The 15,497-nt window shown below is 57.8% G+C and carries 16 protein-coding genes; 5 read left to right on the top strand and 11 right to left on the bottom strand.

What is annotated here, in order from left to right:
- Nucleotides 1–2 precede the first annotated feature (2 nt).
- The 6 genes from ACOI7D_RS14200 to ACOI7D_RS14175 all read right to left on the bottom strand — a co-directional run bounded on the left by ACOI7D_RS14200 (nt 3) and on the right by ACOI7D_RS14175 (nt 4,470).
- Nucleotides 3–308 carry a DUF883 family protein gene (locus ACOI7D_RS14200; RefSeq protein ID WP_002917916.1) on the bottom strand — a complete coding sequence of 102 codons (306 nt, stop codon included), beginning with the start codon at nt 306–308 and terminating at the stop codon, nt 3–5.
- Between the two features lie 45 nt (nt 309–353).
- Nucleotides 354–722 carry a DUF1090 domain-containing protein gene (locus tag ACOI7D_RS14195; protein WP_004206124.1) on the bottom strand — a complete coding sequence of 123 codons (369 nt, stop codon included), beginning with the start codon at nt 720–722 and terminating at the stop codon, nt 354–356.
- Nucleotides 723–871: 149 nt separating this feature from the next.
- Nucleotides 872–1,258: an EnvZ/OmpR regulon moderator MzrA gene (mzrA, locus tag ACOI7D_RS14190; RefSeq protein ID WP_162543105.1), complete on the bottom strand. Its 387-nt coding sequence runs from the start codon at nt 1,256–1,258 to the stop codon at nt 872–874.
- The gene (gene yqjA, locus ACOI7D_RS14185) at nt 1,258–1,920 is read right to left on the bottom strand and encodes a DedA family general envelope maintenance protein YqjA (RefSeq protein WP_023291090.1); all 663 of its coding nucleotides are present in this window, start codon (nt 1,918–1,920) and stop codon (nt 1,258–1,260) included. Before yqjA ends, mzrA begins: the two co-directional genes overlap by 1 nt.
- 341 nt (nt 1,921–2,261) lie before the next feature.
- Nucleotides 2,262–3,038 (bottom strand): transcriptional regulator ExuR, encoded by a 777-nt coding sequence (exuR, locus tag ACOI7D_RS14180; RefSeq protein ID WP_004206120.1) that lies wholly within the window; start codon nt 3,036–3,038, stop codon nt 2,262–2,264.
- Between the two features lie 130 nt (nt 3,039–3,168).
- A complete protein-coding gene (locus ACOI7D_RS14175) occupies nt 3,169–4,470 on the bottom strand; it encodes an MFS transporter (protein WP_023291089.1) in 1,302 nt (433 codons plus the stop codon).
- A 480-nt stretch (nt 4,471–4,950) separates the two neighbouring features.
- Between ACOI7D_RS14175 and uxaC the strand changes: the two genes are divergently transcribed.
- The 3 genes from uxaC (at nt 4,951) to ACOI7D_RS14160 (ending at nt 8,554) form a co-directional block, all read left to right on the top strand.
- Nucleotides 4,951–6,363: a glucuronate isomerase gene (gene uxaC / locus ACOI7D_RS14170; RefSeq protein ID WP_023291088.1), complete on the top strand. Its 1,413-nt coding sequence runs from the start codon at nt 4,951–4,953 to the stop codon at nt 6,361–6,363.
- 18 nt (nt 6,364–6,381) lie between these two features.
- Nucleotides 6,382–7,869, top strand: coding sequence for a UxaA family hydrolase (locus ACOI7D_RS14165; RefSeq protein ID WP_044524824.1), 1,488 nt, complete (start codon nt 6,382–6,384; stop codon nt 7,867–7,869).
- Nucleotides 7,870–7,999: 130 nt separating this feature from the next.
- On the top strand, nt 8,000–8,554 hold the full coding sequence (locus tag ACOI7D_RS14160) for a YgjV family protein (protein WP_065882620.1): 555 nt from the start codon (nt 8,000–8,002) through the stop codon (nt 8,552–8,554).
- Nucleotides 8,555–8,569: 15 nt separating this feature from the next.
- Here the strand turns inward: ACOI7D_RS14160 and sstT are convergent, their stop codons facing one another.
- From sstT to ACOI7D_RS14135, 5 genes are all read right to left on the bottom strand, one after another.
- Nucleotides 8,570–9,817 (bottom strand): serine/threonine transporter SstT, encoded by a 1,248-nt coding sequence (sstT, locus tag ACOI7D_RS14155; RefSeq protein WP_023291085.1) that lies wholly within the window; start codon nt 9,815–9,817, stop codon nt 8,570–8,572.
- Nucleotides 9,818–10,084: 267 nt separating this feature from the next.
- Nucleotides 10,085–11,056 (bottom strand): TerC family protein, encoded by a 972-nt coding sequence (locus ACOI7D_RS14150; RefSeq protein ID WP_004188496.1) that lies wholly within the window; start codon nt 11,054–11,056, stop codon nt 10,085–10,087.
- Between the two features lie 272 nt (nt 11,057–11,328).
- Nucleotides 11,329–12,318 carry a Gfo/Idh/MocA family protein gene (locus tag ACOI7D_RS14145; RefSeq protein ID WP_023291084.1) on the bottom strand — a complete coding sequence of 330 codons (990 nt, stop codon included), beginning with the start codon at nt 12,316–12,318 and terminating at the stop codon, nt 11,329–11,331.
- A gap of 73 nt (nt 12,319–12,391) precedes the next feature.
- The gene (locus ACOI7D_RS14140; RefSeq protein ID WP_023291083.1) at nt 12,392–12,892 is read right to left on the bottom strand and encodes a M48 family metallopeptidase; all 501 of its coding nucleotides are present in this window, start codon (nt 12,890–12,892) and stop codon (nt 12,392–12,394) included.
- Between the two features lie 19 nt (nt 12,893–12,911).
- Nucleotides 12,912–13,514 (bottom strand): helix-turn-helix domain-containing protein, encoded by a 603-nt coding sequence (locus ACOI7D_RS14135; protein WP_109546886.1) that lies wholly within the window; start codon nt 13,512–13,514, stop codon nt 12,912–12,914.
- A gap of 43 nt (nt 13,515–13,557) precedes the next feature.
- Between ACOI7D_RS14135 and ACOI7D_RS14130 the strand changes: the two genes are divergently transcribed.
- Both ACOI7D_RS14130 and rlmG read left to right on the top strand, forming a co-directional pair.
- On the top strand, nt 13,558–14,265 hold the full coding sequence (locus ACOI7D_RS14130) for a B3/4 domain-containing protein (protein ID WP_072420637.1): 708 nt from the start codon (nt 13,558–13,560) through the stop codon (nt 14,263–14,265).
- 85 nt (nt 14,266–14,350) lie between these two features.
- Nucleotides 14,351–15,481 carry a 23S rRNA (guanine(1835)-N(2))-methyltransferase RlmG gene (rlmG, locus tag ACOI7D_RS14125; protein WP_023291080.1) on the top strand — a complete coding sequence of 377 codons (1,131 nt, stop codon included), beginning with the start codon at nt 14,351–14,353 and terminating at the stop codon, nt 15,479–15,481.
- The last annotated feature ends 16 nt before the right edge of the window (nt 15,482–15,497 follow it).

Genomic DNA, 15,497 nt, shown 5'->3' with positions numbered 1-15,497 from the left:
AATCAGCGACGCGACAGCAGGACACCCAGCACCAGCCCGACGGCGGCGCCAATCCCGACCCCTGTCCACGGATTTTCGCGAACATAATCATCCGCTCGCGCGGCGGTCTCACGAGTTTGACGCAGAATCGCTTCGCTGGTCTCACCCAGACGGGCGCGGCTCTCTTTCAGCGCGCTCTCGGCTTTACTGCGCAGTTTACCCATCTCTTCTTTCGACTTGTCCGCCGAGGAATTCAGTACTTCCTCCAGGGTGTCCGCCAGCGTTTTCAGTTCTGCACGAAGGTCGTCAGTCACATTCTCTTTAGCCATGTCGTTCTCCTGTAGCGTGGTCCGTATTGCGAAAGTTAATAGCGATTAGTAATCCCGAGACTCCAGCGTTTTCAACTCCTGTTGCGCTTCATTGAGTTTATGCTGGCGTTTGTTGATTTTGTCCGCATCGCCTTTCTTCCGGGCTTCCTGCAGATCGCGCTGACGTTCAGCGATCTCTTCCCGCTGTTTGGCAATTTTTTGCTGATGATCGGCTTTGAGTTTACTGTCGCTGCAGTTCTCCCGTACCTGGCGTAGCGCGGTATTTAGCCCATCAATGCGACTTTGATTGTGATGCTTTTCGGCATAGCTGATCTCTCGTTGAATATCCTGCTCTTTTTCCTGGCAGGGAGAGGCGGCTATGGCGCTGGCGCTAAGTGAAGACAGGGCCAGAAGCAGAGCGATGCGGTGTTTCATGGATAGTACCTTCCATTGTCTTAGGGGATACCCGGAGGATAAACCCGTTCCCGTTGGTAAACGTGAATGCGTTGATTCACGCAGGTTTAAGCATAGTAACAAATGCGGGAAACCACCAGACTGCGTTAAAAACGCAGTCTGACGGCCGTTTACCCGAGCCGATGCGGCGCGTCGCGCAGGCGGGATAACCAGGCGGTGGGCGAGTTATCGTCCTCCAGCAAGGCGATAATATAACCATGAGGCAGAGCGCGGCCGAGAACCTCTTTCGCCGCCGCGCCCTGGGCGGTGGAATCAAACTTAATCAGCAGGCCATCCTTTTGCGGCGTAATGCTCTTGAAGCGGATACCGTTGGCGTCGAGGTGATGCCAGACGGAGAAACCATCCGGCATACTGACGCCCTGGCCAACCGGACGGATCGCCAGCGTGGCCTCTTGCTGCTGCACCGCCAGCCATAGCCAGAACAGCGCGCAGAGCAGAAGAGAGCCACCCAGCAGCCAGCTCAGCTGGCGCAGGGAAGGGCGTTTTGTGACCATCATTAGCCCCGGCTTCTGTATTTTTTCTTCCACAGCACCACCAGCGAGCCGACCAGTCCGAAGACCAACAGCGCAACCGGCAGGAGCATCAGGCAGGACATCAGCTGATCTTCATACTTAAGGAATACCGGGGTTTTGCCCAGCAGATAGCCCAGCGAGGTCAGGATGAGCACCCACAGCAGGCCGCTCATCCAGTTAAAGAACTGAAAGCGGGCGTTATTGAGGCCGGAAAGCCCGGCGATGGTCGGCAGCAGCGTGCGCACGAAGGCGATGAAGCGGCCGATCAGCAGCGCGGAGAGCCCATGTTTATGAAACAGGTGATGCGCGCGCTGATGATAGTGAGAGGGCAGATGCGACAGCCAGTTTTGCACGATCCGCGTATTGCCCAGCCAACGCCCCTGGATGTAGCTCAGCCAGCAGCCGAGGCTGGCGGCGGCGGTGAGCAGCAGCAACGTTTCCGGAAAGCCCATCGCCCCTTTGGCGATCAGCACGCCCACGAGCACAAGCAGGCTGTCCCCCGGCAAAAACGCGGCAGGCAGTAACCCGTTCTCAAGGAACAAAATCATAAACAAGACAAAATACAGCATGCCAATCATGGAGGGATTCGCGAGCGTTTCGTAATCCTGAGCCCACAAGGCATTCAATAACTGGGTTAATAGTTCCATTCACGATTCCTGGTACATCGGTTAACGGCACGTCTGAGCGCGCGGCATGTAGGGCGACAAGATTTTTATGAGATTATGGTCGCTGCTTCGGCGCTCTGAACGCTTCCCTGTATAAAATTGAAGTAAGTCGATACCTACTCCCAGAACGGCAAAATGCATCTAATTGTAACAAATCACCTGACTTTCCGTCAGAGAAATTGCAAGGTGTTGCTCGTTGATTTTGCTGATTGCGGCGATGGGAGGCGAGAGGATTTACACAGGCTGACACTATATATGTTTTGCTTACCCCAGCCTGTCTGGGGAACAGGCGCGCAGGGGCCGCGCGCCGGGGAGATAAAGGCTTATTTCGCGCCGTTGGCCGCTGTATCGAGATGAACCACCGGGTTTTCGGCAAATAAGTAGCGATCGGCATTAAATTCAAAGTCGTCGCTGGTTTCGTTAAACAGCATTTGCTTGGTATTTTCCAGATGCTGCCACATCGCCAGTTTGGCGGCGTTCGGATCTTTACGCAGCAGAGCCTTCAGGATCTGATCGTGGTCGTCGCACCAGTTATCGACGGTGCGCAGGTCGATATGCTCATGCAGCTTTTTCCAGTACGGGTTATGCACGCGCTGGGTCCACATTTTTTCCACGATCGCCGCCAGGGCGCTATTCTGCGTGGCCAGCGCCACCTGGACGTGAAACTGCAGATCCCATTCGGAGTCGCGGAAACACTTCTCGTTGCGCGCTTTCTCCTGAATCTCCATCAGCTTCATGATGTCCTGCTTGGTCACCTGAGTGGCCGCGAATTCGGCGATATTGCTTTCAATAAGCTGCCGCGCCTGCAGCAGCTCAAAGGGGCCATAGTTGGCGAACTCCAGGCTTTCATCGGCCACCTGCTGGTATTTCGGATGGTTGGAGATGACGTGAATGCCCGACCCTTTGCGGACTTCGACATAGCCTTCCACTTCCAGCATGATAATGGCTTCACGAACCACGGTGCGGCTAACGTTTTTTTCATCGGCGATAAAGCGCTCGGCGGGCAGCTTATCCCCTACAAGGTAGACACCTTGTTCGATGCGCGTCTTCAGCTCAGCGGCAAGTTGCTGATAAAGACGGCGTGGTTCAATGATTTCCATATTCGCTCCCGCAAGATGGCGACAATATTCGATTTGTTATACCACTTTTACGCGATTTCCACCACTGGCAGGGATGAAAAAGCCGCCTGAGAAGGCGGCTTGGCAGGCGATCACCTCAGCAGAAGCGTCTCTAACTCTGGGTGGCCGGTTTGCGGCTGCTAAGCGGCGTCGTGTCATCGTCAGCCGGTTTGTTTTTCAGCACCGTCCAGATGACCAGCGCGCCCAGCAGGTCAAAGACCGCCAGTACCGCAAACAGCGGGCTGAAGCCGATGGTGTCTGCCAGCGCGCCGACGACCAGGGCGAACATGGTGCTCGCCAGCCAGGCGGCCATCCCGGTCAGACCGTTGGCGGTAGCGACTTCGTTACGGCCAAAGACGTCGGAAGAGAGGGTAATCAGCGCCCCGGACAGCGCCTGGTGAGCAAACCCGCCGATGCACAGCAGGGCAATCGCCACGTACGGGCTGGTGAACAGGCCGATCATCCCCGGGCCAATCATCAGCAGGGCGCCCATGGTGACCACCATTTTACGCGACACGATCAGGTTAACGCCGAACCAGCGCTGGAACAGCGGCGGCAGGTATCCACCGACGATGCAGCCGAGGTCGGCGAACAGCATCGGCATCCAGGCGAACATCGCGATCTCTTTCAGGTTAAAGCCGTAAACCTTAAACATGAACAGCGGGATCCAGGCGTTAAAGGTCCCCCAGGCCGGCTCGGCGAGGAAGCGCGGCAGAGCGATACCCCAGAACTGACGGTTGCGCAGGATCTCCCACGGCGACATTTTCTTCGCGTTATTGGTCTGGTGTTGAGACTCCTGGCCGCCAATGATGTAGTCGCGTTCTTCGTCAGATAATTTCTTCTGGTCGCGCGGGTGTTTGTAGAAGATCAGCCAGGCGATGGCCCAGGCGAAGCTCAGAACCCCGGAGATAATGAACGCCATCTGCCAGCTGTGCATGACGATCGCCCACACCACCAGCGGCGGCGCGATCATGGCGCCGATAGAGGAACCTACGTTGAAGTAGCCCACCGCGATAGAGCGCTCTTTTGCCGGGAACCATTCGGAGCTGGCTTTCAGCCCGGCGGGGATCATCGCCGCTTCCGCCGCGCCCACCGCGCCGCGGGCCAGCGCCAGTCCGCCCCAGCTGCCGGCGAGGGCGGTCGAGCCGCAGAATATCGCCCAGGCGATAGCGAAGAAGGCATAGCCGACTTTAGTCCCCAGAATATCAAGGACATAACCTGCGACAGGCTGCATGACGGTATAGGCAGCGGAATAGGCTGCAATGATATAGGAGTACTGTTGGGTCGAGATGTGTAACTCTTCCATCAGCGTCGGCGCGGCCGCCGCCACGGTGTTACGGGTCAGGTAGCCCAGCACGGTGCCCAGCGTCACCAGTGCGATCATGTACCAACGTAACCCTTTAATTTTACGCATGTAAACCTCATCGTCTGTAATTTCTCCGCACCAGGTGCGGCCTCTCCTGACGGCGATACGCGGTCGGGAAAGCGAAACGGAGGGTTCAGGAGGGCGGTCCCCTCTGGCCCGAACCTTACCATCAGTTGTTATGTAAAAAGTCGGTATCCATTCCGTATAAGCCGATGCCATAAACACCGGTAAAGCATTCCGTCGGTTTATATGTTGCGACGGCAGAAAGATAACTTGTCATACAACTTTAAAAGTTGAGTGCTGTCACAAAAGCGGGAAAGTTAGTGTGGTCTTTATGATTGGCGAAGAAAGCCAGATACGGCGCGCCCTGGCGAGATGTTTGCCGCGCGCAGACGGTTTTTTTTATCAGCGTTTATTGATCTAACTCACGAAAAACAGTTCGGTCTGTAGAAATTGGTGTGATAACTTTGTCAGCATTGTAGTCAATCATCTGAAAGGCTCCCGCTCCGGAGCGAAGAGGACACACGAATGACACCGTTTATGACCGAAGATTTTCTACTCGATAGCGAATTTGCCCGCCGCCTGTACCACGATTACGCCAAAGATCAGCCTATTTTCGACTACCATTGCCACCTTCCGCCGCAGCAGGTTGCCGAAAATTACCGTTTCAAAAATCTGTATGACATCTGGCTGAAAGGCGATCACTATAAATGGCGCGCGATGCGCACCAACGGCGTGCCGGAGCGTCTGTGTACCGGTGATGCCTCCGATCGCGAGAAATTTGACGCCTGGGCAGCCACCGTGCCTCACACGATTGGCAACCCGTTATACCACTGGACCCATTTAGAGCTGCGTCGCCCATTTGGTATTACAGGTAAGCTGCTGTCGCCTTCCACCGCCGATGAGATCTGGGACCAGTGCAATGCGTTACTGGCGCAGGACGCTTTCTCCGCCCGCGGGATCATGAAGCAGATGAATGTGAAGATGGTCGGCACCACCGACGATCCGATTGATTCCCTGGAACACCATGCGGTTGTCGCCAAAGACACTTCATTTGATATCAAGGTGTTACCGAGCTGGCGCCCGGATAAAGCGTTCAACATCGAGCAGGCGACCTTCAATGACTATATGGCTAAGCTGGGTGAAGTGTCCGACACCGATATTCGCCGTTTTGCGGACCTGCAAAGCGCGCTGACCAAACGTCTGGACCACTTTGCCGCTCACGGTTGCAAAGTCTCCGACCACGCCCTGGACGTGGTGCTGTTTGCGGAAGCGACTGACGCCGAGCTGGACGCCATTCTGGCGCGTCGCCTGGCTGGCGAAACCCTCAGCGAACGCGAAGTGGCGCAGTTCAAAACCGCGGTGCTGGTGTTCCTCGGCGCAGAGTATGCCCGTCGCGGCTGGGTGCAGCAGTACCACATCGGCGCGCTGCGCAATAACAACCTGCGTCAGTTCAAACTGTTAGGCCCGGACGTTGGCTTTGACTCGATCAACGATCGCCCGATGGCTGAAGAGCTGTCTAAGCTGCTGAGCAAGCAGAACGAAGAGAACCTGCTGCCGAAAACCATTCTCTACTGCCTGAACCCGCGCGATAACGAAGTGCTGGGCACCATGATCGGTAACTTCCAGGGCGAAGGGATGCCGGGCAAGATGCAGTTCGGCTCCGGCTGGTGGTTCAACGATCAGAAAGACGGCATGGAGCGGCAGATGACCCAGCTGGCGCAGCTCGGCCTGCTGAGCCGCTTTGTCGGGATGCTGACCGACAGCCGCAGCTTCCTCTCCTACACCCGCCACGAATACTTCCGTCGTATTCTGTGCCAGATGATCGGCCGTTGGGTGGCCGCCGGCGAAGCGCCTGCGGATATCGCGCTGCTGGGCGAGATGGTGAAAAACATTTGCTTTAACAATGCGCGTGACTATTTCGCCATTGAACTGAACTAAGACCAGAGGTCGGTTGATATGCAATACATCAAAATCCATTCGCAGGATAACGTCGCGGTCGCGCTGGCGGATATGACGGCCGGTAGCGTGGTGACGATCGACAATGACCCGGTCACCCTCGGTCAGGATATCGTTCGCGGACACAAGTTTGCACTGCGCGCTATCGCGAAAGGGGAAAACGTCGTTAAGTATGGGTTGCCGATTGGCCATGCGCTGGCGGATATCGCGCCGGGCGAGCATGTCCATGCGCACAATACGCGCACCAATCTCAGCGACCTTGACGCGTATCGCTATCAACCGGAGCAGGTTGCCCAACCGCCGCAGCCAGCGGATCGCGAAGTGCAGATTTATCGTCGCGCCAATGGCGACGTTGGGGTGCGCAATGAGCTATGGATCCTGCCGACCGTCGGCTGCGTCAACGCCATGGCCCGTCAGATGCAGAACCGTTTTCTGAAAGAGGCGAACGGCGCCGAAGATATCGATGGGGTGCATCTCTTCAGCCATACCTACGGTTGCTCACAGCTCGGGGACGACCACATCAACACCCGCACCATGTTGCAGAATATGGTCCGCCACCCGAACGCCGGAGCGGTGCTGGTGGTGGGCCTTGGCTGTGAAAACAACCAGGTGGATGCTTTTCGCGAAACGCTGGGCGAGTATGATCCGCAGCGCGTGCACTTTATGGTTTGTCAGCATCAGGACGATGAAGTGGAGGCGGGGGTGGCGCATCTCCACCAGCTGTATGACGTGATGCGTCAGGATAAACGTCAGCCGGGCAAGCTGAGCGAGCTGAAGTTTGGCCTCGAGTGCGGTGGGTCGGACGGCCTGTCCGGCATCACCGCTAACCCGATGCTGGGGCGCTTCTCAGACTATGTGATCGCCAACGGCGGCACCACCGTGCTTACCGAAGTGCCGGAGATGTTCGGCGCCGAACAGCTGCTGATGAGCCACTGCCGCGACGAAGCGACCTTCGACAAGCTGGTGACCATGGTCAATGACTTTAAGCAGTACTTTATCGCTCATGACCAGCCTATTTACGAAAACCCTTCGCCGGGCAACAAGGCCGGGGGGATCACCACCCTCGAAGATAAGTCGCTGGGCTGTACCCAGAAAGCGGGCTCCAGCCAGGTGGTGGATGTCCTGCGCTACGGCGAGCGTCTGAAGGTACATGGTCTGAACTTGCTGAGCGCGCCGGGCAATGATGCCGTCGCCACCAGCGCGCTGGCCGGCGCCGGCTGCCATATGGTGCTGTTCAGCACCGGCCGCGGCACGCCGTACGGCGGCTTTGTGCCGACGGTGAAGATCGCCACCAACAGCGAGCTGGCGGCAAAGAAAAAGCACTGGATCGACTTCGATGCCGGACAGCTGATCCACGGCAAAGCGATGCCGCAGCTGCTGGAGGAGTTCGTGGATACCATTGTGGCTTTCGCCAACGGCAAACCGACCTGTAATGAGCAGAATGACTTCCGCGAGCTGGCCATCTTTAAAAGCGGTGTTACCCTGTAAAGGCGCATTCATATTGGCGCCCGGGCGGCGTTGATCGCGCATTGGCCTGATAGCGCAGCGTCATCGGGTAAGCAACAGCGGCGTTTCAGCCTGTGAAGCGCCGTTTGTTTTTTTCTCTCAGGGAGCTTTCATGACCGCATATTGGCTGGCCCAGGGCGTCGGCGTCATCGCCTTTCTTATCGGCATTACCACCTTTATCAACCGCGACGAACGGCGCTTCAGGCTTCAGCTGGCGGTCTATAGCGGCGTTATCGGCGTCCATTTCTTCCTGATGGGCGCCGCGCCTGCCGGGATGAGCGCCGGGCTTAATGCGCTCCGCACGGTTATTTCCCTGCGCACCCGCAGCCTGTGGGTGATGACGATCTTTATCCTGCTGACGCTGATCCTCGGCCTTGGCAAGCTGCAGCATGCTATGGAGCTGCTGCCGATTATTGGCACTGTCGCCAGCACCTGGGCGCTGTTTCGCTGTAAAGGGCTGACCGTCCGCTGCGTGATGTGGTGCTCCACCGCCTGCTGGGTGACGCATAACCTGTGGCTGGGTTCCATCGGCGGGACGCTGATTGAAGGCAGCTTCCTGATCGTCAACGGCCTGAACATTATTCGCTTCCGCCGGATGCAAAAGCGGGGTATCGATCCGTTCAGGGTTGAAAACGCGGTGCAGGAAGAGAGCCCCTCCGCACGGTAGCGGAGGGGAAAGGCATTAGCTACGCAGGGCGTTTTTCGCCAGCTGGTCGTCTTCCGCCATGCAGGCGGCGGCGGTAAAAAGGGCGTCGGTGGAGGAGTTCAGCGCGGTTTCGCAAGAATCCTGCAGCACGCCGATAATAAAGCCGACGGCAACCACCTGCATCGCCACATCGTTCGGAATACCAAACATATTACAGGCCAGCGGGATCAGCAGCAGCGAACCGCCCGCCACGCCGGAGGCGCCGCAGGCGCACAGCGAAGCAACCACGCTTAGCAACAGCGCCGTCGGCAGATCCACCGGAATATTCAGCGTATGGACCGCCGCCAGCGTCAGCACGGTGATCGTGATTGCCGCGCCCGCCATATTGATGGTTGCCCCCAGCGGAATGGAGACCGAATAGGTATCGCGATCCAGGTTCAGCTTCTCACACAGCGCCATATTCACCGGAATATTAGCGGCGGAGCTGCGGGTGAAAAACGCGTAGACGCCGCTTTCGCGCAGGCAGGTCAGCACCAGCGGATAGGGGTTGCGGCGGAGCTTCCAGAACACCAGCAGCGGATTAATCACCAGCGCTACCAGCAGCATACAGCCCACCAGCACCAGCAGCAGCTGAGCGTAACCCCACAGGGTTTCAAAACCGGTGGTCGCCAGGGTGGAAGAGACCAGACCGAAGATCCCCAGCGGCGCAAAGCGGATCACCACTTTAACGATAAAGGTCACCGCGTGGGAGACATCGTTGATCAGGTTTTTAGTGGTGTCGTTACCGTGACGCAGGGCGAAGCCAAGGCCTACCGCCCACACCAGAATACCGATATAGTTGGCGTTCAGCAGGGCGTCGATCGGGTTGGACACCATACTCATTAGCAGGCCGCGCAGCACCTCAACAATCCCCGACGGCGGCGTGATGCTGTCGGCGGCGGTGGTTAAGTGCAGGGTCGAGGGAAAGACAAAACTGAACAACACCGCGGTCAGCGCCGCGCTGAAGGTGCCCAGCAGATAGAGAAACAGAATGGGGCGGATACTGGTTTTTTGTCCGTGCTGATGGTTGGCGATCGAGGCCATGACGAGCATCAATACCAGCACCGGCGCTACCGCCTTTAACGCGCCGACGAACAGGGTCCCCAGCAGGCCGACGGCGATGGCCGCAGGCTTAGAGACCAGCGCCAGCAGCACGCCAAGTACCAGGCCGACTAAAATTTGTTTCACCAGGCTGCCTTGTGCCAGGCGGGAAAGCCACCCTGATGAGGGAGTGCGTGTGGTCATAATTCATTCCTTCCAGTGATGTAGCAAGCCATCCCAGCCACGTATTATTTGTTACGTTTATGTCAGGATGTAAGTATATGTTTGCATAGTCGAGTATACGGAAAGAATGACGGGCGGGAAGCGCAAAATACTGTGATTTTAATCTGGATCTTATTTTTTAACTATGTAGCAACATAATTGTGACATGAGCAGGCATTATCGTTACGAAAAGATCTGCTATAGCCGATTACCGCGCCGCCAGCGGGGGCCGACGGCGCGCCAGGCAGGTTACTCAGGCAGTTTGCGCTGCTTGTCGTGCTGCTTATTGACCCAGGCGTTAATCAACAGCGTGACGGTCAGGATACCACCCACAACCCCCAGCGAGATGGCGACCGGGATATGGTAGAAATCGACGATCAGCATCTTCACGCCAATAAACACCAGGATCACCGACAGGCCATATTTGAGCATCGAGAAGCGCTCAGCGACCCCCGCCAGCAGGAAGTACATGGCGCGCAGGCCGAGAATGGCAAACAGGTTCGAGGTCAGCACGATAAACGGGTCGGTGGTGACCGCAAAGATCGCCGGGATACTGTCGACGGCGAATATCACATCGCTCAGCTCGACCAGAATCAACACCAGCAGCAGCGGCGTGGCGAACAGCACCCCGTTTTTACGGGTGAAGAAGCGCTCGCTCTCGATTTTATCGGTCATTCGCAGATGGCTGCGGATCCAGCGCACCAGCGGTTTGTCGCCGATGCCGGAATCGTCCTCTTTCGCCAGCGCCATCTTCACGCCGGTAAACAGCAGGAAGGCGCCGAAGACGTACAGCAGCCAGTCGAACTGGGAGATAAGCCAGCTGCCGGCGAAGATCATAATGGTGCGCAGAACAATCGCCCCGAGGACGCCATACACCAGCACCCGGCGCTGCAGTGCAGGCGGCACGGCGAAGTAGCTGAACAGCATCAGCCAGACGAAGACGTTATCGACCGCCAGCGCTTTTTCAATCAGATAGCCGGTGAGGAAGGCCAGGGCCTGCGGATCGGCGACGGCGCGGCCCTGGGTTTGCACCAAATACCACCAGAACGCGGCGTTAAACAACAGAGAAAGTGTGACCCAGAGGATAGACCAGCCAGCGGCCTGCTTCATGGTCATGCTATGCGAACCGCGTCGTCCCTGAAGCAGCAGGTCGATCGCCAACATGATCGCGACGACGACAGCGAATCCACCCCATAGCAACGGCGTGCCGACAGTATTCATTTGATATTCCTTACATAAAAACAAAAACGGCTGACGTCGGAAGACGGCAGCCGCTGCGCTTTTATGCATAGACCTCGCCTTCCGGCAAGGTCTCACTTACAACAACCAAAGTTCATCGCGATGGGCTTTGGTAATTGCCCGGCGACCGGATGCGGTGTTACACGCATCGTAATGACGATCGGCCGGCAAGGAAGTTACTCCCCTTTGCTCGTAACAAAATATGTCACGGGGCGGTTTTCGTCAATGGCGGCCAGACGGGCCTTTACACTCTTTTACGCCAGCGGCTGCGTATCGGCCGGGAAGATCACCCCGGTCTGGCGACGAATTTCGCTCGACAGTTTCGCCGTGATACGGCTCACTGCCAGGCCCGGATGGTCGACATCCTCTGTTTCCACCAGCCGCGCGAAGGTCTCCGCCTCGTACAGCATAGTATTGATATGCTGCGGCTGCGTCAGGTCCTGGGCTTTGCCGCCGCGCGGCACAAACGCCAGCTTCTGGCACTCGGAGATTTTTTCGATCACTAATACGCCGTCTTCGCCCTGAATTTCACTGGGGATCGCCGAGTCGCTCACCTTGGAATGATGCAGCGTCACGTCGAAGTCGCCGTAGCTCAGCACCACGGTGCCCTGGGCGTCCACGCCGCTGTCCAGCAGGCTGGCGGTGGCATGAACGGCCCGCGGTTCGCCCCACAGCGCCACAGCGGACGCCAGGCAATAGAAGCCGATATCCATAATCGAACCGTTGGAGAACGCCGGATTAAAGGTGTTGGGGTTTTCGCCGTCGAGATAGCGCTGGTAGCGCGAAGAGTACTGGCAGTAGTTAATGAAGGCTTTACGCAGTTTACCCACTTTGCCGAGGGTTTCCTTCAGCAGCAGAAAGTTGGGCAGGCTGGCGGTTTTGAAGGCTTCAAACAGCACCACGTTGTTGGCTTTCGCCACCGCGATGGCCGCCTCGACCTCCTGCAGATTCGACGCCAGCGGTTTTTCGCAAATGACGTGCTTTTTGTGGCTCAGGAACAGCCGCGTCTGCGGGAAGTGCAGGGAGTTCGGGCTGGCGATATATACCGCGTCAATGGCGTCGCTTTGCGCCAGCGACTCCAGCGAGGTAAACAGATGCTCGACCGGATAGTCATTGGCGAAGGCTTGTGCCTGTTCGAGGCTGCGGGAGTAGATGGCGGTAAGTTTATATTTGCCGGTTTCATGGGCGGCATCGACAAACTGCTTAGTGATCCAGTTTGTGCCAACAACTGCGAAACGTATCATAAACGGTGACGAACTCCATTAAAGGGAACCTGTCGTCACTCTATCATGCCCCCATGACAAAACCAGTGCGTGACTACGCAGAACGATTTAACGAAAGGTGCGTCAGCCACAGGCGGGTGTCGAACTCCAGCTGATGGTACTGCGGCTCCATATGGCAGCACAGCTGGTAGAAGGCTTTGTTGTGCTCCTTCTCTTTCAGATGCGCCAGTTCATGGACCACGATCATCCGCAAAAAGTCCTCCGGCGCGTCGCGAAATACCGTCGCCACGCGGATCTCCGCTTTGGCTTTCAGCTTGCCGCCCTGAACGCGGGAAATGGCGGTATGCAGGCCGAGCGCATTGTTCAGCACGTGGATCTTACTGTCGTACATCACTTTGTTGATCGGCGCCGCTCCGCGCAGAAAGCGGTTTTTCAAATCCTGGGTGTACTGATATAGCGCTTTATCGCTGTTAACGTCGTGCCCTTGCGGATAGCGCTTTTGCAGCACCTCCCCAAGGCGGTTTTGCTCGATTAACGTGGTCACCTGCGCCAGCAGCGATTCAGGATAGCCCTGTAAATAAATGAGTTTTGTCATCGTCTTATCATTATGTCTGTCAGGAGGGCAGTTCAGCCACGGTCATGGTAAAGACCAGCGGCGCGGGCCCCGCATTCCGGTACCCGTGCTCTGTTTCGGTACGGGCCACCGCGGATTCCCCGGCCGCCACCGTGCGGCAGGTTTCGCCAAGCGTCAGCGTCAGCGCGCCGGCTTCCACGTGCAGCAGCTCGAAGGTCGTCGCCGGATGGCCGGGCGAGGTAAAGGCTTCGCCGGGCTGCATCTCCCAGCGCCACAGCTCAATCATATTCGGCCCGGCGGTGCCGGCGAGGAGCCTGGCGCTGCCCCCCAGCGGGCCTTGCCAGAGGGTGGGGATCTGCTCGGCGGGAATAATATGCAACACGGGTTCGCTAGCCACATTGACAATATCCGCCACCGAGACGCCCAGCGCGGCGGCGAGTTTGCAGAGGATCGCAATGCTGGGGTTGGCGGCCTCTTTTTCCATCTCGACCAGCATGCCTTTGCTGATGCTGGCCCGGCGCGACAGCTCGTCCAGCGACATTTTTTTCGCTTTACGGTAGGCCTTCAGCCGCGTGGCGACGGCGCGACTTACCTGGTCGACATCAGATCCTGAATCGGTCGTTATATTGACTTTTACGTTCATTGGTCACTATGATGAAACAAATTGGTCATTACAGGATTATCGAATGCGTAGCGTAACGCCGTCAATCGAATCTGCGGTCAGCCGCCTGGCGCCGGGCTTTCGGGCATTAAGTATTGTGGTGGAGAGCGCGCCGGTGGCCAATCCCGCCGTCGCGGAACAGGCGCTGGCCGAGGCCTGCCTGGCGGTGCAGCAGGATGATGTGCCCTGGGCGCAAGCGCACCTGGCGGCATGGGATGAAGCGTTCAGCGCCTTCGGCGCGAAGGCGAAACGTACCCCCTGTTCGGCGCAGGCGCTGCGCAAGCGGGTGCTGAAAGAGGGGAGCCTGCCGGCCATCGATCCGGTGGTGGATATCTACAACGCGATCAGCATTCGCTATGCCATCCCGGTCGGTGGGGAAAATCTGGCCGCCTACCGTGGCGAACCGCGGCTGGCCATTGCCCGCGGCGATGAGCCATTCGATACGCTGAAATCGGCAGAGCCGGTGGTGGAATATCCGGAGCCGGGCGAAGTCATCTGGCGGGATGATATAGGCGTAACCTGCCGACGCTGGAACTGGCGGCAGGGCGTACGCACCCGGCTGGACAGCGGCGCGCAGACGATGTGGTTTATTCTCGAAAGCCTGCCGGCGATGCCGTTGTCGGCCCTGCATGAGGCGGGAGAGCGGCTGGTAGGCTATCTGCAGCAGCTGATGCCCGGCGCCCGCGCCTCGATAACGCTGCTGCGAGCCGATGACGAGAGCGATCTACGCTGAGCGGCGATGATCAGCGATCTCTCTTCAACTGGACAGGATTTGCGTATAAACTCGCGGGTTTTACTATTCCGGAGGCGGAGAGGCGATGAGCCAGGCAGAGTTAAACGGTGAGTTATTCACATTAGAGCGGTTCCCACCTAACGCTGAAGAAGAAGCGCTTCAGGCGTGGGAAGCGGCGGATGAATATCTGCTGCAACAGGTGAATGACGTCGACGGCCTGACGCTCATCTTCAACGACGGCTTCGGCGCGCTCGCCTGCGCGCTGGCGGAACGCAACCCGGTGAGCATCAACGACTCCTTTATCTCCGAGCTGGCGACCCGCCACAACCTGCGGATGAACGGCATTGATGAAGAGAGTGTGCGTTTTCAGGATAGCCTGAGCCCGCTGCCGGCCGCGCCGGCGCTGGTGCTGATTAAGGTGCCAAAGCAGCTGGCGCTGCTGGAACAGCAGCTGCGCGCCCTGCGCGCAGTGGTGACGCCGGAAACCCGCATTATCGCCGCGGCGAAAGCGCGCGATGTGCATAACTCGACGCTGGCGCTGTTTGAAAAGATCCTCGGCACCACCACCACCTCGCTGGCGTGGAAAAAAGCGCGTCTGATCCACTGCGTTTTCACCGCCCCTGAGCTTGCCGATGCGCCGCAAACCTACAGCTGGAAGCTGGACGGCACGCCGTGGACCATCCACAACCATGCCAACGTCTTTGCCCGCAGCGGTCTGGATATCGGCGCGCGCTTCTTCCTGCAGCATTTACCGTCTGATTTAGAAGGCGAGATCGCCGATCTCGGCTGCGGCAACGGGGTGATAGGCCTGCAGGCGCTGGCGCAGAACCCCCATGCCCGCGTGATGTTCACCGATGAGTCGCACATGGCGGTGGCTTCCAGCCGGTTGAACGTTGAGCACAACCTGCCGGACGATATTGACCGTTGTGAATTTATGGTCAACAACTCGCTCTCCGGCATTGAGCCGGACCGCTTTACGGCGATCCTGTGCAATCCGCCGTTCCACCAGCAGCACGCCATTACCGACCATATCGCCTGGCAGATGTTTAACGACGCCCGCCGCAGCCTGAAATACGGCGGCGAGCTGTACGTCGTCGGCAACCGTCATCTCGACTACTTCCGTAAGCTGAAGCGCGCTTTTGGTAACTGCACGACGATTGCGACGAACAATAAGTTTGTCATTTTGAAAGCAACGAAGGTGCGTAAACAGCGCTGATCCGTGTGGCTATTTC

The sequence above is a fragment of the Klebsiella sp. C360 genome (genome assembly GCF_048822415.1).
Taxonomy (GTDB): domain Bacteria; phylum Pseudomonadota; class Gammaproteobacteria; order Enterobacterales; family Enterobacteriaceae; genus Klebsiella; species Klebsiella quasipneumoniae.
Note: the sequence above shows the minus strand (reverse complement) of the source record. Positions and strands in the feature narration are given on the sequence as shown.

Bases quoted from the DNA above. Each gene is read 5' to 3' on its own strand.
- ACOI7D_RS14135 (WP_109546886.1), bottom strand. From the start codon at position 13,514: ATGAACGTAAAAGTCAATATAACGACCGATTCAGGATCTGATGTCGAC.
- ACOI7D_RS14195 (WP_004206124.1), bottom strand. From the start codon at position 722: ATGAAACACCGCATCGCTCTGCTTCTGGCCCTGTCTTCACTTAGCGCC.
- yqjA (WP_023291090.1), bottom strand. From the start codon at position 1,920: ATGGAACTATTAACCCAGTTATTGAATGCCTTGTGGGCTCAGGATTAC.
- ACOI7D_RS14150 (WP_004188496.1), bottom strand. From the start codon at position 11,056: ATGAATACTGTCGGCACGCCGTTGCTATGGGGTGGATTCGCTGTCGTC.
- mzrA (WP_162543105.1), bottom strand. From the start codon at position 1,258: ATGATGGTCACAAAACGCCCTTCCCTGCGCCAGCTGAGCTGGCTGCTG.
- sstT (WP_023291085.1), bottom strand. From the start codon at position 9,817: ATGACCACACGCACTCCCTCATCAGGGTGGCTTTCCCGCCTGGCACAA.
- exuR (WP_004206120.1), bottom strand. From the start codon at position 3,038: ATGGAAATCATTGAACCACGCCGTCTTTATCAGCAACTTGCCGCTGAG.
- ACOI7D_RS14130 (WP_072420637.1), top strand. From the start codon at position 13,558: ATGCGTAGCGTAACGCCGTCAATCGAATCTGCGGTCAGCCGCCTGGCG.
- uxaC (WP_023291088.1), top strand. From the start codon at position 4,951: ATGACACCGTTTATGACCGAAGATTTTCTACTCGATAGCGAATTTGCC.
- rlmG (WP_023291080.1), top strand. From the start codon at position 14,351: ATGAGCCAGGCAGAGTTAAACGGTGAGTTATTCACATTAGAGCGGTTC.
- ACOI7D_RS14140 (WP_023291083.1), bottom strand. From the start codon at position 12,892: ATGACAAAACTCATTTATTTACAGGGCTATCCTGAATCGCTGCTGGCG.
- ACOI7D_RS14200 (WP_002917916.1), bottom strand. From the start codon at position 308: ATGGCTAAAGAGAATGTGACTGACGACCTTCGTGCAGAACTGAAAACG.
- ACOI7D_RS14175 (WP_023291089.1), bottom strand. From the start codon at position 4,470: ATGCGTAAAATTAAAGGGTTACGTTGGTACATGATCGCACTGGTGACG.
- ACOI7D_RS14145 (WP_023291084.1), bottom strand. From the start codon at position 12,318: ATGATACGTTTCGCAGTTGTTGGCACAAACTGGATCACTAAGCAGTTT.
- ACOI7D_RS14160 (WP_065882620.1), top strand. From the start codon at position 8,000: ATGACCGCATATTGGCTGGCCCAGGGCGTCGGCGTCATCGCCTTTCTT.
- ACOI7D_RS14165 (WP_044524824.1), top strand. From the start codon at position 6,382: ATGCAATACATCAAAATCCATTCGCAGGATAACGTCGCGGTCGCGCTG.